Raw genomic sequence first — 25,349 nt, forward strand, 5'->3', positions numbered from 1 at the left:
CACTTTATATACACAATATTAATTAAAAACGATTGTTTTATTGCCATCATTTACGATGACTTTATGTTGAACATGATATTCAACTGCTTGAGCTAAAACAGAAGATTCAACATGACGTCCAATTTTACGTAAATCTTGTACGTTATAACGATGATTAATACGTGTGACATCTTGGTCTATAATTGGTCCTTCATCTAAATCAGAAGTTACGTAATGACTTGTTGCACCGACTAATTTAACGCCGCGTTCCCAAGCTTGTTTGTATGGGTTCGCTCCAATGAATGAAGGTAAGAAAGAATGGTGTATATTAATAATTTGATTTGGATAATGACTTACAAAATTATCTGTAAGTATTTGCATATACTTAGCTAAAACGATTAATTCTACTTCGTGTTTTGCGCAAATATCTAATATGTTTTGTTCAACAACTGCTTTATCATTATTACTTGGTACATAGTAAAAAGGGATATTAAAAGATTCAGCAAAATGTCTATTGTTTTCATGATTACTGACAACACAAGTGATTTCAGCAGGAATTTCTTTACGTTGAACTCTTAATAATACTTCATTAAAAGCATGGTCTTCTTTTGATACAAATAATGCGATTTTTGTTTTATCACTTGTATCAAAAATATCAAAATTAATATCATTTTGACTTAAAGTGTTTTCTAGAGCTTCTTTCAATTGTGTTACTTTTTCAAACTCAAATCTTAAAAATAATTTCCCTTCGGTATCTTGTGCATGATCGTACTCAGTAAAGTGATCAAGATGTAAAATATTAGAGCCGTGTTCTGCAATAATATTTGCAATTAATGACGTTATACCGACTTTGTCATTGCATGTTGCGAGTAATATGTATTTATCTTCCATTTAAGCACCTCAATATTTAAAAAGTACTTAAAATTATAGGGAATATTCTGAACAATGTAAATAAATAAAATGTTTTTCAACAAAAATAGAACAATTTATACTTTTAACTATACTATTATAGTAGAAATAGTCTATAATAATAAATAGTGTTTTTATCTTTTAAGTGTAATACGTAATGCTGGATGATGACACTTTTCACGAAAATAATACGCTTACAAACAAAGTGATTTTTGTTTGTAACTTAATTATAAGATATAAGATTGATTATTTTGATAATTGCGCCAATGATAAAAAACGATGAAAATTTGATTTCACTCTTTTATTTTCTTAAAAATTGTATTAAGATGTAATTTGTGTTTCAAGAAGCGTGTATTATTGCAATTTCTTGTGTCCGGATAAAATATTCTTTAGATGAAAGGTAGATTAAAGTAATGGATAGACAGAGTTTCACAGATTTAATTCAAACAAAATTTAAAATGGTACGTATTGAAGCAAGTTATACGCAAGATACGATGGCCCAAACTATTGGTCTTTCAAAAAAGACTTTAGTACAAATAGAAAAAGAAAGAGTACTACCTAACTGGACAACATGTGTCTCAATTTGTGCATTATTTAGAGATTCAGATGTTTTAAATAGTACATTTGGTTGTGATCCTCTAGAAATGGTACAAACTATTTCTCGTAATCACTGTGCATACCCTAACCATTCAACAACAAGTGACATCTATTGGAACACTGTTGATAGCCGTAATGGTTTTATCTTACAAAGTAATAAAGTAAGTGATATTTATCGCGTACTTAACCAAGAAACACAACCAATATTTGGTACTTCTAAATTAAGAGAAGCAGAAACATATTTTGGTAGAATTTCTAAAGAAGAGTTAATGCACGTATAATATTAATTCAATTTGTGATAGAAGAATCATTATTTATATAATTTGGTGACATAGGACTTTAAATTGTATATGAATGATTTAGTCACTATACACTACTTGACCTAAACAAAAGATTTAGGTCTTTTTTTATTTTCAATTGTTTTTAAAAATGAATAAGTGTATTCTTCTACACAATTAAACTATATGTATTGTACAATGTTTAAGAGTGAATTTTTAATAGTAGTACATTACCAAGTAAAATAAAAAGGAGAAACTTTTATGCATGCATTTTTAATAATTATATTTATGATGATAATTGGTGCATTAATTGGTGGAGTAACGAACGTTATTGCGGTAAAAATGTTGTTTCATCCATTCAAAACATATTATATTTTTAACAAACGCGTGCCATTCACGCCAGGTTTAATACCAAAACGAAGAGCAGAAATTGCTGATAAAATTGGGCAAGTTATTGAAGAACATTTACTTACTGAAAGTATGATTCAGTCCAAATTAAATGCAACAGCGACGAGGACTGCAATCGAAGAAGTCGTCCAAAAACAAATTGAGAAATTGAAGGAAGATCGTACATCTTTTGATTATTTAGCGAAAAAAGTGGATATAGATATTGCACAATTGGCAAATGAGAAAATAGAAAGGGTCATGTCAGAAAAATTAGAACTGTTTTATTATGATCATAGTAATACTCCAATTGCACAATTAATTCCCGAAGATATTGAAAAAAGTTTAGATAGTAAGGTTGAAGCAGTACCAGAACTACTATTTGGTAGAGCGCGTGTCTATTTAAAATCTGAAAAAGGTGCATCAGACATCGCATCAATGTTAGACACATTCTTCAATGAAAAAGGGAAAATTGTCGGGTTATTACAAATGTTTATGACGAAAGAAAGTATTGCTGATCGTATCCAACATGAATTAATCAGATTGACTAATCATCCTAAAGCGAAAGTAATCGCGAATCAAATTATCGAAAATGAGTACACAACCTTTAAATCTAAACAGTTAAGTGAAGTACTAAATGAACAACAATTTCAATCTTTTAAAACATCAGTAACTGATTTAGCAATAGGTTATATGGATATTAATAATACGGCAACGAAACCACTAAATAACCTGATGCCAAACTTTATAGGATTTTTAGAAAATAAAGTGTCACAAAAGCTAACGAATGTGATTATTGAAAATACATCAAAACATATCTCACCAATTATGAAGAAAGTTAATTTACGTCAAATGGTTGAACAACAGATTAATACGTTTGATTTAGCGTATATTGAAAAGCTCATTATAGATATAGCGAATAAAGAGTTAAAATTAATTATGTTATTAGGTTTCTTATTAGGAGGTATTATTGGTTTATTACAAGGAGTAATTGCAATTTTTGTATAACATAATAAATTATGTTATTGTATTATCGATGTGGTTTTCACACATATACAAAAAAGGAGTGAAGCATAGTGGCAGTAAATTTATACGATCATGCAAATCAATTAGAACAAGCATTAAGAGAAAGTGATGAATATCAAGCTATTCAAAATGCTTATGCAAAAGTTAAAGAAAATCAAGAATCAAAAGATTTATTTGATGAATTCCGTGAAACACAATTAAGTTTCCAACAAAAACAAATGCAAGGTGAAGAAATCGGTGAAGAAGAGCTACAAAAAGCACAAGAACAAGCTCAAAAAATCGAAAATGATTCTAACATTTCTGAATTAATGGCTGCTGAACAAAACATGAGCCAAGTATTCCAAGAAATTAACCAAATCATTGTTAAACCTTTAGATGAAATTTACGCTGACTAATTTTTGTTAGTGTAACGTGTGAAGACTATAATACAACCAAATATTGTGTTGTAGTTTAAATGGAGTGCACAGAAAACTAAGTATTTTATAACTAAGATTTCGTCATCCATCATGGTAGTAGAGACTATAATTGAAACAGCTAAATTTAAGCGTAATTCCAATTAGTTAGTAACTACCAATACAATATTTGAGGCTGAGGCATATATTTATGTGTCAGCCTCATTTTTTTGTGAGTCTTTTTAAAGATTTTGTGTTAATTAGAAAACGGTCGAAATGGTCGGGCGCTAAGTCATTTAATAATAATTTGTAATGCTATCCTCTTGAATGGAGCATTTTTTGTTTTATCGACTGTCTAATAGGCAATGTGGTAAAATATACTAATACAAGGTATTTGTATGCATAAATTTTAGTATTGATTGAAACGTGTAATCTGTTACTGAAATATCCAATATGCATCAGCTTAAATAAACCTTTCAATAAAGGAGAAAGATACTGTATGGTGAAATTTATTCATTGTGCTGATTTACATTTAGATAGTCCTTTTAAGTCAAGAGATTATCTCAGTCAGCCTATTTTCGAAGATATTCAAAAAAGTGCTTATGAAAGTTTTAAAAAAATAGTGGACTTAGCATTAACTGAAGAAATCGATTTTATGATTATTTCAGGTGATTTATTTGATCAACAAAATCGCACATTACGTGCAGAAGTGTTTTTAAAGGAACAATTCGAACGTTTAGAAAGAGAACAGATTTTTATCTATTTATGTCACGGTAATCATGATCCTTTATCATCGAATATTGGTACTGTGTGGCCAGATAATGTATCAGTTTTCTCTGAAAATGTTGAAACATATCAAACAATAACTAAAAACGGTGAAGAAATTTATCTTCATGGTTTTAGCTACCAAAATGATGCGAGTTACGAGAATAAGCTTGATGCATATCCAACTAGTCAAGGCTATAAAGGTATTCATATAGGTATTTTGCATGGCACATATAGTAAAACTAATACAAATGACCGCTACACAGAGTTTAGATTAGAAGACTTGAATAATAAATTGTATCACTATTGGGCATTAGGACATATACACGAACGTCAACAATTGAGTGATATGCCACAGATACATTATCCAGGCAATATCCAAGGAAGACACTTTAAAGAACTCGGCGAAAAAGGTTGTTTACTCGTTGAAGGTGACAACTTAAACCTAGATGCTAAATTTGTGCCAACACAATTTATACGATTTGACAAAGCTGTTTTAGAAACAAAACAAACCTCTAAGCAAGGTCTTTTTGATGATATACAAGCATTTAAAACGCAAGTTAGAAAAAATGGTAAAGCGATCTATCAGCTCAAAGTAATAGTAGATTCGGATCAATGGATACCGGAACAAGATATTTTACAAATCCATGAAATGATCAGTGATTACGAGGCCAATGAACATAACTTTGTATTTATTGAAGATTTAACAATCAAGCATAAGTATGATGATCAAAATACATTAGTTAAAGAGTTTTCTCCTGAGTTAATCGAGGACAATACCGTATATGATCAAGCGATGAATGACTTATATTTAAATCCTAAAGCATCTAAGTATTTAGAAAACTATAGCGATTTTGATAGACGAGAACTTATTGAACATGCTGAAGAACTCTTGAAGTCAGATATGAGGGGAGAATAAAATGAAAATTAAATCATTAGAGATTTACGGATATGGTAAATTTATACAAAGAAAGATTGAATTTGATGAATCATTCACTGAAATTTATGGAGAAAATGAATCAGGTAAATCAACTATCCAAGCATTTATTCATTCCATACTTTTCGGCTTCCCAACAAAGAAAGAAAATGAACCACGTTTAGAGCCTCGACTAGGAAACCAATACGGCGGAAAATTAACATTAATTCAAGATGATGGGTCGTTAGTTGAGGTTGAACGTATTAAAGGCAGCGCAACAGGTGACGTGAAAGTATACTTACCTAACGGAACAATTAAAGATGAAACTTGGTTGAATAAAGAACTGAATTTTATTTCTAAGCGTACATATCAAGGTATTTTTTCTTTTGATGTACTTGGGCTTCAAGATATTCATAAAAAAATGGATGAAACTCAATTACAAAATTATCTGTTACAGGCAGGTGCATTAGGTTCAACAGAATTTACAAGTATGCGCGAAATATTAAGTAATAAAAAAGAAATGTTATATAAGAAAAATGGTCGTAATCCTATCATAAATCAACAATTAGAACAGCTGAAAGAACTTGAAGGACAAATTCGAGAAGAAGAAGCAAAGTTAACTTCATATAAAAGGTTAGTTGATGATAAAGATAAAGCTGAACGTAGGTTAAGTAATTTAAAGCAAAATTTAACCCAATTATCTAAAATGCATGAGCAAAAACAAAAAGAGATTGCATTACATGAACAGACTCAAGAATGGAAACAACTAGAAACCCAATTAAATATTGAACCAATAGTGTTTCCAGAACAAGGTATTGATCGTTATGAATCTGCAAAAATACAAACACAAAATTTAAAACGTGATATTGGTTTACGTGAAGAACGCTTAGCACATTTAAAAGCAGAAAATGAAAAAGTAAATGTGCCAAAACAAACTGATATAGACGCGTTTAATCATTTACATCAACAAGAAAATGAAATTAAACAAAAAGAATATGAACTAAAAGCTGTAGAAAAAGAAATTCAAGACAAAACGCGTGAAAAATCAGGGCTAAGTTCAAATATTGGTTGGCAAGATGTTCATCATCAAGTAGACGATTCTGAAGCAATGAAAAGTCACGTAAGTAATCAAATTAAAAACAAGCAAGAACAAACAGCTTATATACAACAACTTGAACGTAACATTGAAGAAAATAAAATTGATAAAGACACAAACAACGCAGAAATAGAATCATTAGAAGCGGACATTGTTCCAGAAGAAAATTTTGAAAAGAAAAAACAATACAATAAAAGAGTATTTGAATTACAAGAAAAAAATAATCTCTATCAAAAAATGAAAGAGGCATTTGATACTGAACAACGTGAAAATGAGAAAAAACAAAATTTATTACGTATAGGTCTAATGATATTAGCAGTAATAGGAATTGGTTTAACAATCTTCTCATTTATATCAGCAAATATTATATTCGGTGTCGTATTCGCTATTTTATCTCTTGTCTTTATCGTAGGTATATTCTTTGTAAAAACAAAAGAAATTGGACATAGCGAAACATTTTCAAAAGAGATTGATGATTTGCAACATCAAGTGAATCATTTAGAAGACAATTATGACCTTGATTTTGACTTGGATGATCAATATAGAGTGCGTGAACAGTATCAAACTGCAATTAAAACAAAAGACGCAATCGATAAAAAAGCAGCTTATTTAGAAGACACATTAGAGCAAGCCAAACAACAGTATCAAACTGCGCAGAACAATATTAATGACGTTAAATCAGATTTGTTCTTATCGAACAAAATGTCTGATGAATTAATTATTGATAGCATTAATACAATGAATAAAATTAAAGAACATGATGTTCATATTACTGAACTTCATAAAAAAGCACATGAATTACAACAACAATTAGATGAATTTTATGCCCATGCGCAAGAAATTACCAAAAATCAATTTTCATATTTTAACGAATTGTCATTGTTCCACGATATAAGACAGTGGTTAAAAGAAGAAACAAGTAATTTAGATAAGTGGAATAGAAACAATGAACAAATTAAGTTGATTGAAAGTGAAGTTTCACAACTTCATAATAGACTGAATGAAAATAGTAATGTAATTTCACAATTATTTAATTTTGTTAATGTTAATGATGAAGAGTCTTATTATCAACATCATGTTCAACATCAAAATTACCATCAACAGATGGCACGTTTTAATGATTTATCAAAATATCTAGAAAATCAAAATTACAATTATGATTCTAGTTCTAGATTGAGTGAGAAAACTGCTGCACAATTAACTGATGAAGATGAAGTACTCGCACGTCAAGTGGATGATTATAATGATCAATATTTAGAACTACAGTCACAGGTAAGTGATTTAAATGCTAAAATTACAGATATGGAGACTGATAAAACTTTAGCTGATTTAAGACATAGATTCCATATACTTAAGAACAAAGTAAATGACGAAGCTAAAGATTGGGCTAGTCTTAGTTATCTACAAGCTTTAGTTGAAGGGCATATTAAGCAAATTAAAGATAAACGTTTGCCACAAGTGATAAACGAAGCAACAAATATCTTTTCGCATTTAACAAATGGTCATTATGTGCAAGTCACATATGCTAATGACGATTTAATGGTAAAACAAGCAAATGGACAGATGTATGAGCCTGTAGAGTTAAGTCAGTCTACGAAAGAAATTTTATATATTGCATTACGTTTGAGTTTAATTCAAACTTTAAAACCGTATTATCCATTTCCAATTATTATTGATGACGCTTTTGTGCATTTTGATAAATATAGAAAAGATATCATGATGAATTATTTAAGACAAATGCCAAGCAGTTATCAAATTTTGTATTTTACATGTGTGAAAGATACGAGTGTGCCTTCAAAACAAATTATTACTTTAAATAAAATCGAGGAAGGCGGTAAATAATGAGAAATGTTGAAAATTTAAATCCTGGAGATTCAGTGGATCATTTTTTCTTGATTCACAAAGCTACACAAGGCGTAACTGCTCAAGGTAAAGATTATATGACGCTTCATTTACAAGATAAAAGTGGTGATATTGAAGCGAAACTTTGGACTGTAAGTAAAGAAGATATGAAAGTATTAGAGCCTGAAAAGATTGTACACGTTACAGGCGATATTATAAATTATCGTGGCCGTAAACAAATGAAAATTAATAAAATAAAATTGGCTACACCTGAAGATAATATGAAAACACAAGATTTTGTAGATGGTGCACCTATGACACCTGATGAAATTCAAGAAGAGATTTCACATTATATGTTAGAAATTGAAAATGCGACTTTACAACGTATTACGCGTCATTTAATACGTAAACATCAAGAAGCGTTTTTTACATTTCCGGCTGCAAGTACGCACCATCACAACTTCTCAAGTGGTTTAAGTTACCACGTGTTAACAATGTTGCAAGTAGCTAAATCAATATGTGATATTTATCCATTATTGAATCGTAGTTTATTATATAGTGCCATTATTTTACATGATTTAGGTAAAGTAAGAGAGTTAAGTGGACCCGTAGCTACATCTTATACGGTTGAAGGAAACTTATTGGGGCACATTTCGATTGCAAGTGATGAAGTAGCTGAAGCTGCTAGAGAATTAAACATTGATGGTGAAGAGGTATTGTTATTACGTCATATGATTTTAGCACATCATGGTAAAATGGAATTTGGGTCACCTAAATTACCACACATGAAAGAAGCTGAAATATTGTTTTTTATTGATAATATAGATGCGAAAATGAATATGTTTGAAAAAGCATTTAAGAAAACAAACAAAGGACAATTTACGGAACGTATCTTTGGATTAGATGGCAGACAATTTTACAATCCGACATCTCTAGATTAATAGTTAAAGCTAGCATATTTTCTTGAAATAGCTTGATGAAAGAAGTTTTTAAATTAAATATTGAGAGTGGGGCTACGATTACATTTAAAAATGGGTGCGTTGTCCTACTCTCATTTTTATGTATTGCTTTTCTTTATAATATACAAAAAAAGAGGTTAGGAATTTTCCTAACCTCTTTTTTAAAAATTACTATTGTCCTGTAGACATGCCAGCACCACTTTGTTGCATCATTTGTTGCTGTTGTTGTTGCTGCTGTTGTTGTTTAATTTTCTCAGGATCCAAGATGGAATCTTCGATTGCTTTTTTGATATCTCTATCTTTGTAATCTACTTTATATTCATCCAATAGTTCTTTATATGCATCTGTTAATAATTTAGGTTCTTTTTGAACTTTAGATTGAATTAATTGTGCTTTAAGTTTACCCTTTTCTTTATCAAAGTCATCTTGTTTATCTGCTTTAATGATGTGATAGCCATAATCGGTTTTGACTACGTCAGAAATGTCACCTTCTTTAAGCTTGAAGAGAGCTTTTTCAAATTTATCTTCCATTTGACCTTTGGTAACATAACCTAAGCTTCCATCTTTTTTAGCTGAGGATTTATCCATTGATTCTTTTTTAGCAATTTCGCCAAATTTATCTGGATCTTTCTCAACTTGTTTTTGGATTTTTTCTGCTTTAGCTTTAGCATCTTTATCCGATAAGCCTTCTTTATCATCTTTGTTTTCTTTAACTTTAATTAAGATGTGAGAGCCTTTTTTAGTATCTTCTTTTATTTCTTTATCTGAGATATCTACTTTGTCATTAAGCAATTCTTTTTGATAAGCTTGTAATTTTTTCTGTTCTTTGTAATCGCCTAGAGACATTTTTTGTTGTTTTAACATACTTTCAAATTGGTCTTTACCACCATATTGTTTTTGCTCTTTTTCAACTTCTTTATCAATATCTTTAGTGTTTACTTCATCTTTATATTTATCAGCTAGTAGTTTATTTAATAAAATAGAGAAAGAACTGTTAGCAATTTGTTCATCGCCCATTTTATTCATAACATCTTCTACTTTAACGTCACCAGCTTTGGAAGAAATGATGGTATCTTCTTTTGAATCTGTTGCACTGTTACCACACGCACCCAATAATAAAGCACTTGCTGTAACAGGAAGTATAACTTTTTTCAATGTTTTCATGGTTGGGAACTCCTTTTGTAAGAATAACAACGTAAATATAACATATTATGCTGTAATCACCAATTAGAAACACAATTTCTAGGACTATAGTACTAGTTTGTTTATAAAAAAGACAACAAAATCAAATTACAAAAATAAGGTTTTGTTGTCCCATTAGACAAAAATAATTTAAATTGTAAAAACGCGTTAAAAACAGCTTTTGAAATAACAAGTTATCATTGTGCTAGCAATCATTTTGAAACATTAGTTTTAGTTATATATGACGTTCATGTTTTGATTCAACTTTATTTAATATATTGATACCTGTTTGATGTTCTTCAATGTAAGTTCCTTCGTTTGAAAATATAATAATCTTTAAATATAGAAAATCCATTACTGAATAGCCCATGTTTAAGGCAATAAGAAACATTAGATAATGTCCATACTGCGGGAATAAAGTGCTTAAATAAGCGCAAACAGAAGTGATTATAATAACTGGTGTCATCAAATCAAAACAAAAATAATACTTGTTTACAGGCGTGTTCACGTACGTGTTATAAAAAGGGATGTTTTTTTGTTTTAATAACTTATACTTTTTAAATGATTTATAGTACGGAAACAAAAAGAATAAATGAATTGCTTTATGAATAGGGTATAAAACTAATACGAGTAACAAGAAAATTAAAAAATATTTATCTGTTAACTTTGTATTTGAAAAGAAGTATAAAATTTCATAAGCAATGAGAAATGTAATGATTGTTGTGACTAAACTAAGAAAAGCAATCCTAGGTAAACCAAAACGCGCATTAATATCTATTTGCCGTGTACAAAGATACATTATTCAGTCATACTCCTTTATATTATAATTCGCATGCTATATACTTTCGTATTATCTATCTTAATAGAAAAAACGTCAAGATAAATTTGTTTCTAGTATTTACAGTTAAATTTAAGTCTTATATTACGGTTTTTGGCCCGGATAGTAAAGATTAAAAAAAGAACTGCAACTCACCCTTTATTGGGGTGAGTTGCAGTTCAGAAATGTTAGGAACAGACTTTAAACCAAGTCGCGATTAACTTAATTATCTTTTTCGAATGCTTTAGTAATTTCATCTCCGCGGTTTTGAAGGTTTTCTATATGAGATTGTAGTTTTTCGATATTAGGGTCTATATCTGATTTGAAATCACCAATCATTGTTTTAACTTCATCACCTATTGAACTACCAAATTCAGTACCTTCAGACTTTATTTGAGCAATATAGTTAGTGATGTCGTTTATACTTTGCTTAATTGTATTGATTTCTCTATCAAAGTCAGACTCAGCGCCCACTGGTTTCTTTGCGTGTTCAATATATTCATTAGAATCTTTTTTGTCACGATTCATCAACGCTACGCCTAGGCCAGTAGCAACGCCAGCACCTAGACCTAATAATATTTGAGCTGTTTTCATAAAAATTCTCCTCATTTCTAAATAATATCTCAACGGTTAATAATATTTATATACCCCATATGTTATAAGGTAAGCATTTTTAATCGAAGTGAGCAGCTATCTCTTCTGCGATTTTTGCCTTTTGTTCATCATCGATACTTTCTGCATGTGTTTCCCATTTATAACCAAATCCATCCACATCGTTTTCGTATCTTGGTAATAAATGGAAATGAAGATGGAAAACAGATTGATCGGCAAATTCGCCATTATTTTGTATAATATTTAAACCATCAGGGTTAAAAGCTGATTTTATAGCATTTGCTACTTTTGGTAAAGCAACACCGATATGTGTCATAGTTTCACTATCAGTTTCAAAAATATTGGCAGATGCTTTCTTTGGTATTAATAATGTATGACCTTTTGTAACTTGTGAAATGTCTAAAAATGCATATACATATTCATCTTCATATACTTTATAACTCGGAATTTCACCATCAATAATTTTACTGAAGACTGTTTCTGACATAAAAGCTTCACTCCTTGTAAGATTGTTACTGCCTATTATAGCATTACTATATTATTCACGTCAGTTTTCGCAATAAATTTATACCTAAAGCTTAATTTTTGATACAATATCATTTGTGGAGGTGCCATATGACAGTAAAAGTAGAACATTTAACAGGCGGATATGGTAAACGACCTGTAATTAAAAATATAAATTTTGAACTCAATCAAGGAGAAATTGTTGGTCTTATTGGGTTGAACGGTGCAGGAAAGAGTACAACAATTAAACATATGTTAGGATTACTGACGCCAATGGAAGGTAGTCTAACGATTTCAAATATCAACATCAATCAAGATGTAGAAACTTATAGAAGGAAACTATCGTATATCCCTGAATCACCAGTTATATACGAAGAGTTAACATTACAAGAACATATTTATATGACGGCTATGGCTTACAACATTAGTAGTGAAGAAGCGATGGAACGAGCACGTCCATTACTCAAGACCTTTAGATTAGAAGATGAGTTAGATATCTTCCCAAGTCATTTCTCTAAAGGTATGAAACAAAAAGTAATGATCATCTGTGCGTTTATAGTAGATCCTGAACTATATATTATTGATGAACCATTTTTAGGTTTAGATCCTTTAGGAATTCAATCAATGTTAGATTTGATGGTTGAGAAAAAGAATGAAAATCGAACAGTTTTAATGAGCACACACATTTTAGCAACTGCGGAAAGGTATTGCGATCGATTTTTAATCATGGATAAGGGAGAAATTGTTGCTTTTGGAAATTTGGAAGAACTTCGTAAACAAACAGGCTTAGAAGGTAAAACATTAGATGAGATTTACATCCATGTAACACAAGGTGGCAATAATACATGACACAGAATGCTAAGCAATTATTTTCTAGTAGAAAAAAGGAAATCAGTAAAGAAAAGCAATATTATAATAAATTTATTTTCAATGGCCATTTTTCAGTATTTCTTGTAATTTTATTAGGCGCATTTATATTAGGATATGGTGATTGGTTAAAGTCTATACCGCAGCATATTAATTATGCTTTGATTGCGAGTATTATTGTGGCAATGACTTCAATGTTTCCATTAAGGACTTTACTGAAAGATGCAGACAGGTTATTTTTATTACCCTTCGAAAAAAATATGGAAATATACATGACACAATCACTAGTTTATAGTTATTTTTCCCGAATAGGACTTCAGTTTTTAATTTTAATCGTACTATTTCCATTATTTTTCGTAATAAACAACCGATCATTTGAATTTTATATACTGTTTGCTGTGTTAATGCTAGTTATGCCTTATTTAGGATTATTAGTGAAATGGCAATGGTATAAGTATAAATTAGAAAGTTGGTCTCTTCATCTTCTATTGTTTATCGTTTATGCTTCGGGGTACTATGTCGCGTTAGATGCAAAACATTTATCTAGTTTAACCTCTATATTCGTATTAATTGGATTAGTTATTTTGCTTAAATACCAAAATAAAAATCAATTATTCCCTTGGGAAAGAATGATTAAATCAGAACAACAACATCATATGAATTATTATAAATTTGTGAATATGTTTACCGATGTTAAGCATTTAAAGGAAACGGCAGTACGTAGGAGTTATCTTGATCCATTGTTAATCACGCCGAAAAATAAGAAATTTAATGAAAACTATATGTATCTTTATTTGTTTATTAGAAGTTTTGCAAGAGGTAAAGATGCGTTTAACATCATATTAAGATTAGTTGTATTAGCGATGATTTTAATGTTTTGGTTAGATCAACCATTCATTACACTAATCATAGGCAGTCTTTTTATGTATATCATTTTATTACAAATGGCTCAGTTTTATACGCAGCAAGCATATGGCTTGTGGCCACAAGTTTGGCCGAGCCCAGATACTAAAGTAATAAAAGGCTATGAACAATTTCTATATAGGCTCATGTTTATTGTTGGGATATTGTTTGTAATCGTTTATGCAATCACATTACCGATGTATAGCTATTATGGCTTGTTGTTCTTTTTGGTAGGGTGGTTAACCATCAGAAATGTAGTCAAAAAACTTAAATATCAAGAATCATTATTAAAAGATTAAAAAAGTGGTCGTTACTCAATACTTCATTAAATGAAATGAGCAACGACCACTTTATTTTGATTATGATCTTTACGAAAAATTAGTTATCATCGATTGGGAAGAGATATCTTTCGAAATAACTTGAATGTTGACCGCTAGAGCCAAAGAATTGACTAAGCGCAAGTTTATCAAAATTATCTTTGAAAACAGATGAAGCTTTAAAGTCTTCATAAGCTGTTCTACTTTCAAAACCAAAGTAAATCTTATAAGTTAACCCATGCTCTGGTTTTAAGAAACGGTAGCATCTATAACCTGCAAATTGTTTGAAATCAGTAGTTAAACTTTCTAATCTTTTTTCAAGTTGATAAGCATGATCTTCTGATGTCGGTACAAAGATTACAGAATAAAAATGGTTTTCGTTTAAGTCTCCCTCAGACTCAAGGATATTATAAATTAAAGGTTGCTTTAATACTGATTTTTCATCTGTTTCTTCCAAAATTACTGAAGAGTCAGATGCAGAAAATTGTAATAAGTTATGGTCGGGATTATTTAATCTAATCTGATTTAAATAACCAAACGTCCCATAAGATGCAAAAATTTTCATAAAGATTTTCCCCCTTGCTTTGTTTATGAAAGTATAGTTGATTACTATACCTTACTATAGATATATCTAGTTTTTCAAATAGATATAAAATAAGCTTTGATAACATTATAATTGATTTCTATTATAAAACAATAGTCAAATGATTAAATCGTGAAAAGCTAACAGTTTGTCTTTTTTATGACATTTAAGCACAATGAAATACGAGTTATAATGCAGTATGGTATTATAGATAAGAATGATTACAATGTAGGAGGATTACAAGGTGCATAATAAAAATAATACAATCCTAAATATGATTAATGGTGAAACTGTGTCGCACACGCCAGTATGGTTTATGCGACAAGCGGGGAGGTCACAACCTGAATATAGAAAATTAAAAGAAAAATATTCATTATTTGAAATTACGCACCAACCAGAATTGTGTGCATATGTCACACATTTACCTGTAGATAATTATAATACAGATGCAGCAGTGCTTTATAAAGATATTATGACGCCATTACAACCGATTGGTGTAGACGTTGAAATAAAATCAGGGATTGGTCCTGTTATTCATAATCCAATAAAAAATATTCAAGATGTTGAAAAACTAGGCACCATAGATCCCAAACGAGACGTACCATATGTTTTAGATACAATTAAATTATTAACTGAAGAAAAATTAAATGTACCTTTAATAGGTTTTACTGGCGCGCCATTCACTTTAGCAAGTTATATGATTGAAGGTGGACCTTCAAAAAATTATAATTTTACAAAGGCAATGATGTATAGTGACGAAGCAACATGGTTCGCATTAATGGATCATCTTGTAGACATGTCTATTACTTATACTGCCGCTCAAGTAGAAGCGGGCGCCCAAATCATTCAAGTATTTGATTCTTGGGTGGGTGCATTAAATGTTCAAGATTATCGTTATTATATAAAACCAGCTATGAATAAATTAATCAGTGGTATAAAAGCAAAATATAATGTACCAGTTATTTTGTTTGGAGTTGGCGCGAGTCACTTAGCTGATGAATGGAATGCTTTACCAATTGATGTTTTAGGTTTAGATTGGCGTTTATCTATTAAAGAGGCAAATGCGATGAATATTAATAAAACGTTACAGGGTAATTTAGACCCATCTCTGTTATTAGCACCTTGGGACGTTATAGAAGAAAGACTAAAAGTGATTTTAGATCAAGGTATGGCGCACGGGAAACATATTTTTAATTTAGGTCATGGTGTCTTTCCAGAGGTGAAACCTGAAACTTTAAAACGAGTTACTACGTTTGTACATGAATATACACAAAGATAATAAGACATAAACTTTGGCTACCAAGATTTACAAATACTTATGTCATATACATCTAAAATTTATTATACAAGAGGATGATTTTAAAATGACAAAAACGATAGGCTTATTAGTAATGGCTTACGGTACACCATATAAAGAGAGTGATATTGAACCATATTACACTGATATTAGACATGGTAAAAAGCCGTCTGATGCAGAGTTACAAGATTTAAAAGATAGATACCAATTTATAGGAGGACTGTCTCCTTTAGCAGGTACTACAAATAGACAAGCTGAAGCTTTAAGAGACGCGCTCAATGAAGCTTATGATGATGTGCAATTTAAACTTTATATAGGCTTGAAGCACATCTCTCCATTTATAGAAGATGCAGTACAATCAATGCATGAAGATGGTATAGATGAAGCAGTTACGGTTGTGTTAGCGCCACACTATTCAAGTTTTTCAGTGGGATCTTATAATACACGTGCCCAAAAAGAAGCAGATAAATTCGGTATACAATTTAAACATGTAGCTCATTATTATCAACAGCCTAAATTTATACAATACTGGACTGAAAAAATTAATGAAACATTGACAAGAATCCCTCGTGAAGAGCATGATGAAACTGTCTTAGTAGTATCGGCTCATAGCTTGCCGAAAGGATTGATTGAGAAAAATAATGATCCTTATCCGAATGAATTGCATCATACTGCACAATTATTAGAGGAACAATCAGATATCATTCATGTGGCAGAAGGATGGCAATCTGAAGGTAATACGGGTACGCCATGGTTAGGACCCGATGTTCAAGATTTGACGAAATCTTTGTATGAAACACATGGATACAAGCATTTCATATATACACCAGTAGGATTTGTTTGTGAACATTTAGAAGTATTATTTGATAACGATTATGAATGTAAAGTGGTATGTGATGAACTAGGAGTAAATTATTATAGACCTTCAATGCCGAATACAGATCCATTGTTTATCGGTGCCATCGTTGATGAAGTTAAAAATGTTTATTAAAGGAAGCGTGAATTAATTTGGGTAAAAGTATCGCAATAATTGGTGCTGGTATTACAGGATTATCTAGTGCTTATTTTATAAAAAAATTACGTCCCGATGTAGATGTAACTATATACGAATCTTCTAATAGAACTGGTGGAAAAATCCAAACATATAGAAAAGATGGTTATACTATTGAGTTAGGCCCAGAATCTTATTTAGGTCGTAAACAAATTATGACTGATATCGCTCAAGAGATTGGCTTAGAAAATGATTTGATGACCAATCAAACAGGACAGTCTTATATCTACGCAAAGAATAAATTATTTCCAATACCTGGTGGGTCTATACTAGGCGTACCAACAAATATAAAACCATTTTTAAAGACAAAGTTAATCTCCCCTAAAGGAAAAATACGTGCTGGGTTAGATTTATTTAAAAAGCCAACAGAAATGGATGAAGATATTTCTGTTGGTGCATTTTTCCGAGAACGTTTGGGTGATGAGGTACTAGAAAATCTAATTGAGCCTTTAATGGGTGGTATTTATGGTACAAACATTGATGATTTAAGTTTAATGAGTACTTTTCCGGAGTTTAAGCATAGAGAAGAACAATTTGGTAGCTTGATCAAAGGCATGAGACATGAAAAAATACAGCGCCAAAAGCAACGTCAATTGTACCCGGGCGCGCCTAAAGGACAATTTAAACAGTTTAAACATGGGCTTAGTTCATTTATAGAATATTTGACTGAATATGTTGTCAATCAAGGTGTTGAAATTAAATATCAAACGCCAATTAAAGATATCATAACTTCACAAAATAATTACGAAGTTATCAGCGGAGAAAATAAAGACACTTACGATAGTGTGTTAGTGACCACACCGCATCAAACATTTATGCAATGGTTTGGCAATGATCCTGCATTTGATTATTTTAAATCTATGGATTGTACAACAGTAGCAACTGTTGTATTGGCTTTTGATGAAAAGAATATTGAAAACACATATGATGGTACTGGGTTTGTCATTGCACGTACAAGTGAAACCGACATAACAGCTTGTACATGGACAAGTAAGAAATGGCCATTTACGACACCTGAAGGCAAAGTACTTATACGTGCTTATGTTGGTAAGCCTAATGATACAGTTGTAGATGATCACACAGATGAAGAATTAGTTAATATTGTTAAAAAAGATTTAAACCAGATGATGACATTTAAAGGTGCTCCAGACTTTAGTATTGTCAACAGACTACCTAAAAGCATGCCACAGTACCATGTTGGTCATATCAATAAAATTAGATCAATACAAACACATATTAAACAAAGTTATCCAAAACTACGTATTACAGGTGCATCATTCGAAGCGGTAGGTTTACCTGATTGTATTCAACAAGGTAAAAATGCGGTAGAAGAGTTATTAGCAGAATTATCATAATTAAATAAGAGCAATTAACCGTACCATCTATTTATCGAATAGTTATATAGATGATACGGTTTTTTAATTATGGATATATAATTATTTATAATTCAAATTAATCTATGAGATAATGAAACAGTTGTAACATTAGCGTATTATATAGCTAATGTGATTCAGATGAAGTGGGGGGATATTTATGACTGATATCGTAATAGTACATTCAAAATATGGAGATGCATCAAATCATTGGTATGATTGGCTAGCAAATAACCTTACGTTAGAAGGCTATAACGTAACATTATTTAATTTACCATATGAAAAAGATAGCGAAATCGAAAAATGGGTAAGTGAAATGAAACAACAAATTCAAATTAATAAATATGAAACTTATTTTGTTACGCATGGCTTTGGTACTTTAGCATCATTAAAATTTATTGAAGAAGTGGATGCAAATTATATAGAAGGTTTGTTTAGTATTTCAGGATTTATGGAAGATGCTCGAGTACCGGATGAATTAGCTCACACAGAAACATTTCAAATCGATTATGAACAAGTTAAAGACAAAGTGGAATCTTTTTATGGATTGTGCGCTAAGGACGATAAATGCGTATCATATGAAGAAACTAAAAGGTTAATGGATACATTAGGTGGAAAATGCAAAGTGACTGAATATGGTGGGCATTTTATGGAAGATGATGGATTTACAACATTTACAAGATTGCAAAGTAAAATGCAAGGTATTATGAGTCAATAAATAACAATCTTAAATCGAGTTATTTAGGTGGAAGGTCTCTATCTATCTGAATTAATATTAAGCTTTTTGATTGAGATAATGTCTAAAAACTATAAATAAATTGACGAAGGCACTAATTATTTATATAAAAAGGGAACTAAAATTAAAATAATATTATTATAAACCATTTTTACACAAATTAGTTTTTAAAATCCATTGACTAAACCATGAAATCTTTATATACTTAGTTAGTCTTATTTGATAGGTGACGTGCAAACAGCCACTATCATACTTAAATTAAAAACTTGTTAAGCCAATGTAAATTAATTTAAAAAAATGTTGACATTAAGTTAATATTTATGGTATATTTAATTGGTAGTCGTCATTAATAATATTAACGCGGGATGGAGCAGTTCGGTAGCTCGTCGGGCTCATAACCCGAAGGTCGGTGGTTCAAATCCGCCTCCCGCAATTTTTAAAGGTCCCGTAGTGTAGCGGTTAACACGCCTGCCTGTCACGCAGGAGATCGTGGGTTCGAATCCCATCGGGACCGCCATTTTTAATTATGGTTCAGTAGCTCAGTTGGTAGAGCAATGGATTGAAGCTCCATGTGTCGGCAGTTCGACTCTGTCCTGAACCATTCTTTTGATTTTTACTTTGGCGGTTGTGGCGAAGTGGTTAACGCATCGGATTGTGGTTCCGACACTCGTGGGTTCGATTCCCATCATCCGCCCCATAATCGTTAAAATGCGGGTGTAGTTTAATGGCAAAACCTCAGCCTTCCAAGCTGATGTTGTGGGTTCGATTCCCATCACCCGCTCCATTATAATTATTCCACAGTAGCTCAGTGGTAGAGCTATCGGCTGTTAACCGATCGGTCGTAGGTTCGAGTCCTACCTGTGGAGCCATGGCCCCGTGGTCAAGCGGTTAAGACACCGCCCTTTCACGGCGGTAACACGGGTTCGAGTCCCGTCGGGGTCATACAAACAGAAGTGAAATATCGCTTCTGTTTTTTTATATGGAGAGTTGTCCGAGTTGGCCGAAGGAGCACGCCTGGAAAGTGTGTAGGCGCCACAAGCGTCTCGAGGGTTCGAATCCCTCACTCTCCGTTAATTACATAATTTAAGCTTTTTTGAAACACCGTAATCCTTGATACAATAGGGTTACGGTGTTTTTGTTTTATATAGACTTTCATAAAAAATGTCATTCTCATGTCAAGTTGGCGTAAAAAATAATAAAACCATGTCAAAATTAAGGTTTCGTTGACATGAAATCTTTGTATCACATGTGGCGCAAGGCTTCTAGCGTTTTTGTTTCTTCTTGTTTTTGACTTTCTTCCAATAAATGACTATATGTCGATAGGGTAGTTGTTATATCTGCATGCCCTAATTTTTTTGAAATATAATATATTGATATGCCTTCGTGAATTAACATTGAACAGTGTGTATGACGTATGGAATGCAATTTATAATTTCCTATCCTATTATTTAAACAGAAACATTTAATAAAGATTTCATGGCTAATGAACAAGCAGTATTTAAAAAAGCTACAGCTGATTTACTTTATTATGGTTTACCAATAAATAGAGAAACTGTTATGTTACATTGTCCGTTTGTTTCTACAGCTTGTCCACATCGTAGCATGGCATTGCATACTGGTTTTGACCCAGTCAGACAAGGCGTTGCACCGACATCTATTGTGAATCAATTGAAAGATTACTTTATTAAAGAAATTAAAAAGTATTATAATAATCCGCTATTAAAAGCAAGTAGTCTATCTAGTACTGAAATTCCAGACAGAGACACAATTCCTATACCAAAACCAAATGAGGAAGAATACAAAGAAACAAGTTCAAAAGGGTGGAAACAAAATAAATTTGGTACTTGGTATAAATCTGAACAAGCAAAATTTATATGTGGAAATACAACGATAGAAAAACGTGTGGGTTCTCCATTTATTCGTGACGATATTTTTGGTTATTGGTTCCAGCCTAGTGGCTACGTTAATTATGGTGAAGTTTGTCTGTAAGATGGACATGTATGGATTGGATTTGATTGGAATAACACACGTTATTATATGCCTATGCGTACTTGGAATGGAGTAGAACCACCGAATCATGGTGTAGGTAATTTATGTGGGTATATTAATTAATTGTATTTTATGCTATTAAATTTAAACAAATACATTAGTTTTTAGTAAAAATCTTGCACTTTTATATTTTGTATTATAGAATTATTTACTCGTGAGGCTCCTCCAGAGACTCACCCTTTTGAGCCACTCTCTAACGAGGGTGGCTTTTGTGTTTACACACAATTAAATATTTTTTATAATAAAATTGACGATAATTAATCGTCAAAAAATACTTTGCTTTTTCACAGCCACTCTTAGAAGTGGCTTTTTTATGATTAAATATAAATACACGGGTAGAACATAGCAGGCTATTATTTCTCGCCTCGATGTAATCATTCTATTCCATATTATAAGAGGAGGCACTTATGTGCTTGACCTATTTTTATGGTAATATAATGAAAGGGTTAGATACTTAAATCATTATAATTAACAAAAATTAAAAGGCCATCTTTCGGGATGGTCTTTTTTATGTTTCATAGTAATTTTATGGAATAAAACACGATGTCTTGCTTGCAATATTGTTGTGTTAGGTGATTTAAGTGAAGTTGGGCATCCTGTATGATATTAATTAAAAATATACTTGTCATACAATTAGGTAGTCACATTATGTAGCTACTTTTTGTTTAATTATAATTTGGATGAGGTATAGTATATCTACATATAACTTTCATGTTTAGACTACCTTTCTATTAAAAATCACCCACACATGGGCGCTGAACCCTTAGAATGGGAATTTAATAAAAACACTATGTTCTAGGCTGCTAATTCCCTACATTTTATATTGATTATAATTTTGTAAAAGTTGAAATAGACTTTTTTAATTGGAGATTATTATTTCCTTTTGCAAAAACTCCTGATATCCGATTATTTCACATTTTAAAGGATATTGCTAAAGCTAGTAACACTATTCCATTCTTTTAATTAATATTATGAAGATAACAAACTCAGACGTACTAGATGAATAAAAATCAGAAATTGACCTCCAATAAGGTATCTGGAGAAAGACTAATATAATTTTTACCATAAGGTTTAAAGTTAATGGGCAAACATTAGCATAAATACGATTAAAGTGGTAGTTGTAAATATCGCTCTAGTACTGTACGACATTTCAAAATACTAATGTGTTATTTATTATATTTATTTGGTTATTTTATTCGTTCGAAAATATTTTAATATTTATTATATAGGGTATTTATAATAAAGAATATCAATGAGGTGTTATTATTGTCTTTAAATATAAATATAAATAGTTACTTAAAATTATTGGAAAATGAAAGTTCAGAAGAACAAAGATATTATCAAGAAAAAAATTATATATCCAAGTTTTTTCACAAATTGTTTAAGCACCCAAGAGATAAAAGAAGAGAATTACTATATTTAGACTCAATTGATGACGAGTCGTTTTATCAATTATTTAGTGCATACACTATAGGCAGTGAATTACTAACAATACCCGATTGTTTAAATGAAGATATAATGGATTACGGTAGTATAGAAGATTTATTCAAAGATAGAGTTAAAATTATGAAAGAAAGATTGCCATTCAAACATGAAGCTGCAATCCATTTTAAAGATAAAGATTGTAATTTTGTTAAGGAGAGTTTACTTGCTTTTCAAGAAAAGTTTTCTTATCTAAATATATTTTAGAAAGAAGTAATATAATTAAAAAAGATAATCAGTGAAATAACTATCCACTTTTTAAGATTAGGGGTGGATAAAGAATAGTGATAAATTTAATTTGGATAAATAATTTTACTTATAAATAACTTAAAAATGAAGAATCCTTAACTAAATAAATAGGCGAGGGATATTATATGCCGACAAAATAGAATATTCATTTGAAAATCTTAATTTATGGAATTATAAATTAAGTAAAAGGAGATAAAATATGAAATTAACAAAAATAGAGCTCCAAGAAAAAGATTATCCAAAAGCACTAGAAATATGGGAAAAATCTGTAATTGCAACTCACGATTTTTTAAAAGAAAAGGATAGATTAGAATTAAAAGCTGAAATTCCTACATATTTTAAATTTGTCGAAGCTGATTTGTGGTTTAATGCCTACGAAGCAATTGGTTTCTCAGGTACAAACGAACAAAATTTAGAAATGCTTTTTATAGATCCAAAATATTTTCAGAAAGGATATGGTACTGAAATACTACAATATCTAATTCAAGAAAATAAAGTACTATATGTTGATGTAAATAAAGATAACTATCATGCTGTAAATTTTTATATCAAAAATGGATTTAAAAAGTATAAAGAATCTCAAAAGGATCAACAAGGAAGACATTATCCAATTTTACATCTCAAACTGTAAAGATTACTTCATGATACGGTTTTGAGCAAATCATTTATATTATACTAGTCAAATATTTTTCAAAAGTAGCAATTGGCTATGGTTCTATTTTTGGTCTAGTTGTTTGGATAGTCTTTCATTTAATTATAATGCCAATAATGAGTGTCGTTCCAAATGCTTTAGAGCAACCATTCCACGAACATGTATCTGAATTGTTTGGTCATGTTGTGTGGATGATGGTTATAGAATTTGTTCGTAGATATTTTGTATATAAAAATGAGTTGAAGGTAAATAAATATTAATTCAAACATTTATTCAAATGAAAGGGATGTACTTTTATATAAGTGCATCCTTTTTTTAGGTTCTGATATATGAATAACTAGTTAGTGTATGCATTTATTGGGCAAAATGATAATGCTTAACTCGAAGTTAATCATCTCTATTATGTGCATATAATAGGGATGATTTATTGGTTGTTTGAATGTACATTAATATTTATACATATAAACTATGCCATACATAAATAAGTGTTAGTTCTGTAAGTGCTATATTAAATAAATTTGAATTAAAAAATCATGAAGAAAACAATTCGCTTCATTAAAGAAGTAAGTTATTTTAATTTTTGTAGTCAGACATTTTACGCTTTGGTACATAATTCAACCGTTATTTTGTTTGTCAAAAAATTGTAACAAACAAATAATAAATTTATTCAAATTTTGTGTTATTATATAAAAAAATAAAGAGGTGATTTCAAATAAAAAATTATAAAAAAGTTATAGTAGTTTCTTTGATAGCTAGCAGTGTGGCTTTTACGTCTGTAATTAATTCTCAAGTAAATGCATCAACTATGAATCATAATTTATTTAAAGTAGGGGCAGACAGAGGAGATTATCAAGAGATTGCGGGACCACATTTAATCGTGGGAATATCTGCATATGATAAACAAAAGAAACATAGTTTTGAACCTCGTTATGTAGAGTTTCCATTAAAACCTGGAAATGTACTTACAAAGAAAGATATTATAAATTATATTGAGTGGACGCTAGATGCACATGATTATAACAAATATCGTGTTGTAGAATTAGATCCAGAGTCTAAAGTCCAAGTTTCATATTTTAGTAAAACAGAAAAACAAGTAGTAACAGAATATTTTCCCGTAACAGAAAAAGGATTTATTATTCCTGATTTGTCTGAACATGTACACAATCCAGGATTTAGTATAGTAACAAACGTAGTTGTTGAAGAAAGGAACCCTAAGTAAATTCAAATAGACTGTTTTTAAATTTTTATGATATTTATACATGAAGAATTAAGGTCAATGGTTTGATTTGTGTTTTTAGTTATTATCTTAATAGATCAGTCATACATAGATGACAAAATTAAAAATGTTATTCAACTTCATAAAAATTTTGCTATAAAAAAGCCACTATTCAATTTAATGAGTTAGTGGCTTTTATGCAAAGCGTTTAATTATAGTTATGTATATCCTGTTTAGAACAGAACAAACTTTTTGATATATTTATGTTTATTGAAACATAATTTTAATAAACATGAATAGAAATTTTTAGATTATA

Annotated in this window: 23 protein-coding genes, 8 tRNA genes and 1 pseudogene; 25 read left to right on the plus strand and 7 right to left on the minus strand. The window is 30.6% G+C overall.

The annotated features are described in order from the left end of the window. Positions 1-18: 18 nt before the first annotated feature. Positions 19-870, minus strand: coding sequence for a formyltetrahydrofolate deformylase (purU, locus tag LG295_RS05610; RefSeq protein ID WP_107531798.1), 852 nt, complete (start codon positions 868-870; stop codon positions 19-21). Positions 871-1,301: 431 nt separating this feature from the next. Between purU and LG295_RS05615 the strand changes: the two genes are divergently transcribed. From LG295_RS05615 to yhaM, 6 genes are all read left to right on the plus strand, one after another. Further along, positions 1,302-1,766, plus strand: coding sequence for a helix-turn-helix transcriptional regulator (locus LG295_RS05615; protein WP_107531995.1), 465 nt, complete (start codon positions 1,302-1,304; stop codon positions 1,764-1,766). Positions 1,767-2,024: 258 nt separating this feature from the next. Then, positions 2,025-3,155: a DUF445 domain-containing protein gene (locus tag LG295_RS05620; protein WP_404476650.1), complete on the plus strand. Its 1,131-nt coding sequence runs from the start codon at positions 2,025-2,027 to the stop codon at positions 3,153-3,155. Positions 3,156-3,223: 68 nt separating this feature from the next. Continuing rightward, on the plus strand, positions 3,224-3,568 hold the full coding sequence (locus LG295_RS05625; RefSeq protein ID WP_002482889.1) for a YlbF/YmcA family competence regulator: 345 nt from the start codon (positions 3,224-3,226) through the stop codon (positions 3,566-3,568). Between the two features lie 496 nt (positions 3,569-4,064). Then, on the plus strand, positions 4,065-5,249 hold the full coding sequence (locus LG295_RS05630) for a DNA repair exonuclease (protein ID WP_107558491.1): 1,185 nt from the start codon (positions 4,065-4,067) through the stop codon (positions 5,247-5,249). Position 5,250: 1 nt separating this feature from the next. Continuing rightward, the gene (locus LG295_RS05635; RefSeq protein WP_404476653.1) at positions 5,251-8,184 is read left to right on the plus strand and encodes an AAA family ATPase; all 2,934 of its coding nucleotides are present in this window, start codon (positions 5,251-5,253) and stop codon (positions 8,182-8,184) included. Continuing rightward, complete coding sequence (gene yhaM, locus LG295_RS05640) at positions 8,184-9,125, plus strand: 3'-5' exoribonuclease YhaM (RefSeq protein WP_070051129.1); 942 nt, start codon at positions 8,184-8,186, stop codon at positions 9,123-9,125. Before LG295_RS05635 ends, yhaM begins: the two co-directional genes overlap by 1 nt. Positions 9,126-9,314: 189 nt before the next feature. Here yhaM and LG295_RS05645 read toward each other — a convergent pair whose 3' ends face one another. From LG295_RS05645 to LG295_RS05660, 4 genes are all read right to left on the minus strand, one after another. Further along, positions 9,315-10,307, minus strand: coding sequence for a foldase protein PrsA (locus LG295_RS05645; RefSeq protein WP_107558489.1), 993 nt, complete (start codon positions 10,305-10,307; stop codon positions 9,315-9,317). A gap of 253 nt (positions 10,308-10,560) precedes the next feature. Further along, positions 10,561-11,124 (minus strand): DUF3267 domain-containing protein, encoded by a 564-nt coding sequence (locus tag LG295_RS05650; protein WP_070051127.1) that lies wholly within the window; start codon positions 11,122-11,124, stop codon positions 10,561-10,563. A gap of 240 nt (positions 11,125-11,364) precedes the next feature. Further along, positions 11,365-11,736: a YtxH domain-containing protein gene (locus LG295_RS05655; protein ID WP_318832777.1), complete on the minus strand. Its 372-nt coding sequence runs from the start codon at positions 11,734-11,736 to the stop codon at positions 11,365-11,367. A 79-nt stretch (positions 11,737-11,815) separates the two neighbouring features. Next, positions 11,816-12,241 carry an HIT family protein gene (locus LG295_RS05660; protein ID WP_107530991.1) on the minus strand — a complete coding sequence of 142 codons (426 nt, stop codon included), beginning with the start codon at positions 12,239-12,241 and terminating at the stop codon, positions 11,816-11,818. A gap of 128 nt (positions 12,242-12,369) precedes the next feature. On the opposite strand from LG295_RS05660, the gene ecsA reads away from it, so the two are divergent. Together ecsA and ecsB are read left to right on the plus strand one after the other, a co-directional pair. Next, the gene (gene ecsA, locus LG295_RS05665; RefSeq protein ID WP_318832778.1) at positions 12,370-13,107 is read left to right on the plus strand and encodes an ABC transporter ATP-binding protein EcsA; all 738 of its coding nucleotides are present in this window, start codon (positions 12,370-12,372) and stop codon (positions 13,105-13,107) included. After that, positions 13,104-14,327 (plus strand): ABC transporter permease EcsB, encoded by a 1,224-nt coding sequence (gene ecsB / locus LG295_RS05670; protein ID WP_107558485.1) that lies wholly within the window; start codon positions 13,104-13,106, stop codon positions 14,325-14,327. Before ecsA ends, ecsB begins: the two co-directional genes overlap by 4 nt. Before the next feature lie 79 nt (positions 14,328-14,406). Here ecsB and LG295_RS05675 read toward each other — a convergent pair whose 3' ends face one another. Further along, entirely contained in the window at positions 14,407-14,910 is a 504-nt protein-coding gene (locus tag LG295_RS05675) for a signal transduction protein TRAP (protein ID WP_107530994.1), read from the minus strand. A gap of 262 nt (positions 14,911-15,172) precedes the next feature. On the opposite strand from LG295_RS05675, the gene hemE reads away from it, so the two are divergent. From hemE to LG295_RS05735, 12 genes are all read left to right on the plus strand, one after another. Continuing rightward, positions 15,173-16,207 carry a uroporphyrinogen decarboxylase gene (hemE, locus tag LG295_RS05680; protein ID WP_107530995.1) on the plus strand — a complete coding sequence of 345 codons (1,035 nt, stop codon included), beginning with the start codon at positions 15,173-15,175 and terminating at the stop codon, positions 16,205-16,207. 85 nt (positions 16,208-16,292) lie between these two features. After that, the gene (hemH, locus tag LG295_RS05685; RefSeq protein WP_107530996.1) at positions 16,293-17,216 is read left to right on the plus strand and encodes a ferrochelatase; all 924 of its coding nucleotides are present in this window, start codon (positions 16,293-16,295) and stop codon (positions 17,214-17,216) included. 17 nt (positions 17,217-17,233) lie between these two features. Then, entirely contained in the window at positions 17,234-18,631 is a 1,398-nt protein-coding gene (gene hemY, locus LG295_RS05690) for a protoporphyrinogen oxidase (protein WP_107558484.1), read from the plus strand. Between the two features lie 178 nt (positions 18,632-18,809). After that, a complete protein-coding gene (locus tag LG295_RS05695) occupies positions 18,810-19,367 on the plus strand; it encodes an alpha/beta hydrolase (protein ID WP_107530998.1) in 558 nt (185 codons plus the stop codon). A 377-nt stretch (positions 19,368-19,744) separates the two neighbouring features. Then, a tRNA-Met gene (locus LG295_RS05700) sits at positions 19,745-19,818 on the plus strand. An 8-nt stretch (positions 19,819-19,826) separates the two neighbouring features. After that, positions 19,827-19,902, plus strand: a tRNA-Asp gene (locus tag LG295_RS05705). A gap of 11 nt (positions 19,903-19,913) precedes the next feature. Further along, a tRNA-Phe gene (locus tag LG295_RS05710) sits at positions 19,914-19,986 on the plus strand. Positions 19,987-20,006: 20 nt separating this feature from the next. After that, positions 20,007-20,082, plus strand: a tRNA-His gene (locus LG295_RS05715). 13 nt (positions 20,083-20,095) lie between these two features. Further along, a tRNA-Gly gene (locus LG295_RS05720) sits at positions 20,096-20,169 on the plus strand. A 10-nt stretch (positions 20,170-20,179) separates the two neighbouring features. Continuing rightward, positions 20,180-20,254: transfer RNA gene (locus LG295_RS05725), tRNA-Asn, on the plus strand. A 1-nt stretch (position 20,255) separates the two neighbouring features. Continuing rightward, positions 20,256-20,327: transfer RNA gene (locus LG295_RS05730), tRNA-Glu, on the plus strand. 39 nt (positions 20,328-20,366) lie between these two features. After that, positions 20,367-20,455 (plus strand) — tRNA-Ser (locus LG295_RS05735). A 172-nt stretch (positions 20,456-20,627) separates the two neighbouring features. Here LG295_RS05735 and LG295_RS05740 read toward each other — a convergent pair. Further along, entirely contained in the window at positions 20,628-20,876 is a 249-nt protein-coding gene (locus LG295_RS05740; protein WP_404476660.1) for a tyrosine-type recombinase/integrase, read from the minus strand. On the opposite strand from LG295_RS05740, the gene LG295_RS05745 reads away from it, so the two are divergent. From LG295_RS05745 to LG295_RS05765, 5 genes and pseudogenes are all read left to right on the plus strand, one after another. Continuing rightward, positions 20,862-21,374, plus strand: a complete 513-nt coding sequence (locus LG295_RS05745; protein WP_404476663.1) for an SH3 domain-containing protein — start codon at positions 20,862-20,864, stop codon at positions 21,372-21,374. The two genes, LG295_RS05740 and LG295_RS05745, sit on opposite strands and share 15 nt — an antisense overlap. 1,326 nt (positions 21,375-22,700) lie before the next feature. Next, positions 22,701-23,123 (plus strand): hypothetical protein, encoded by a 423-nt coding sequence (locus LG295_RS05750; protein WP_107531812.1) that lies wholly within the window; start codon positions 22,701-22,703, stop codon positions 23,121-23,123. A gap of 241 nt (positions 23,124-23,364) precedes the next feature. After that, positions 23,365-23,796, plus strand: a complete 432-nt coding sequence (locus tag LG295_RS05755; RefSeq protein WP_318832780.1) for a GNAT family N-acetyltransferase — start codon at positions 23,365-23,367, stop codon at positions 23,794-23,796. 29 nt (positions 23,797-23,825) lie between these two features. Continuing rightward, positions 23,826-24,077, plus strand: a pseudogene (locus LG295_RS05760) (DUF1440 domain-containing protein); the annotation flags it as partial. Positions 24,078-24,622: 545 nt separating this feature from the next. Next, on the plus strand, positions 24,623-25,036 hold the full coding sequence (locus tag LG295_RS05765) for a staphylokinase domain-containing protein (protein ID WP_326028866.1): 414 nt from the start codon (positions 24,623-24,625) through the stop codon (positions 25,034-25,036). Positions 25,037-25,349 lie beyond the last annotated feature (313 nt).

The sequence above is a fragment of the Staphylococcus pseudoxylosus genome, from assembly GCF_044794325.1.
Lineage (GTDB): Bacteria > Bacillota > Bacilli > Staphylococcales > Staphylococcaceae > Staphylococcus > Staphylococcus pseudoxylosus.

Coding starts and splice junctions, on each gene's coding strand:
- purU (WP_107531798.1), bottom strand. CDS start 870: ATGGAAGATAAATACATATTACTCGCAACATGCAATGACAAAGTCGGT.
- LG295_RS05615 (WP_107531995.1), top strand. CDS start 1,302: ATGGATAGACAGAGTTTCACAGATTTAATTCAAACAAAATTTAAAATG.
- LG295_RS05620 (WP_404476650.1), top strand. CDS start 2,025: ATGCATGCATTTTTAATAATTATATTTATGATGATAATTGGTGCATTA.
- LG295_RS05630 (WP_107558491.1), top strand. CDS start 4,065: ATGGTGAAATTTATTCATTGTGCTGATTTACATTTAGATAGTCCTTTT.
- LG295_RS05635 (WP_404476653.1), top strand. CDS start 5,251: ATGAAAATTAAATCATTAGAGATTTACGGATATGGTAAATTTATACAA.
- yhaM (WP_070051129.1), top strand. CDS start 8,184: ATGAGAAATGTTGAAAATTTAAATCCTGGAGATTCAGTGGATCATTTT.
- LG295_RS05645 (WP_107558489.1), bottom strand. CDS start 10,307: ATGAAAACATTGAAAAAAGTTATACTTCCTGTTACAGCAAGTGCTTTA.
- LG295_RS05650 (WP_070051127.1), bottom strand. CDS start 11,124: ATGTATCTTTGTACACGGCAAATAGATATTAATGCGCGTTTTGGTTTA.
- LG295_RS05655 (WP_318832777.1), bottom strand. CDS start 11,736: ATGAAAACAGCTCAAATATTATTAGGTCTAGGTGCTGGCGTTGCTACT.
- LG295_RS05660 (WP_107530991.1), bottom strand. CDS start 12,241: ATGTCAGAAACAGTCTTCAGTAAAATTATTGATGGTGAAATTCCGAGT.
- ecsA (WP_318832778.1), top strand. CDS start 12,370: ATGACAGTAAAAGTAGAACATTTAACAGGCGGATATGGTAAACGACCT.
- ecsB (WP_107558485.1), top strand. CDS start 13,104: ATGACACAGAATGCTAAGCAATTATTTTCTAGTAGAAAAAAGGAAATC.
- LG295_RS05675 (WP_107530994.1), bottom strand. CDS start 14,910: ATGAAAATTTTTGCATCTTATGGGACGTTTGGTTATTTAAATCAGATT.
- hemH (WP_107530996.1), top strand. CDS start 16,293: ATGACAAAAACGATAGGCTTATTAGTAATGGCTTACGGTACACCATAT.
- LG295_RS05695 (WP_107530998.1), top strand. CDS start 18,810: ATGACTGATATCGTAATAGTACATTCAAAATATGGAGATGCATCAAAT.
- LG295_RS05745 (WP_404476663.1), top strand. CDS start 20,862: ATGGCTAATGAACAAGCAGTATTTAAAAAAGCTACAGCTGATTTACTT.
- LG295_RS05755 (WP_318832780.1), top strand. CDS start 23,365: ATGAAATTAACAAAAATAGAGCTCCAAGAAAAAGATTATCCAAAAGCA.
- LG295_RS05765 (WP_326028866.1), top strand. CDS start 24,623: ATGAATCATAATTTATTTAAAGTAGGGGCAGACAGAGGAGATTATCAA.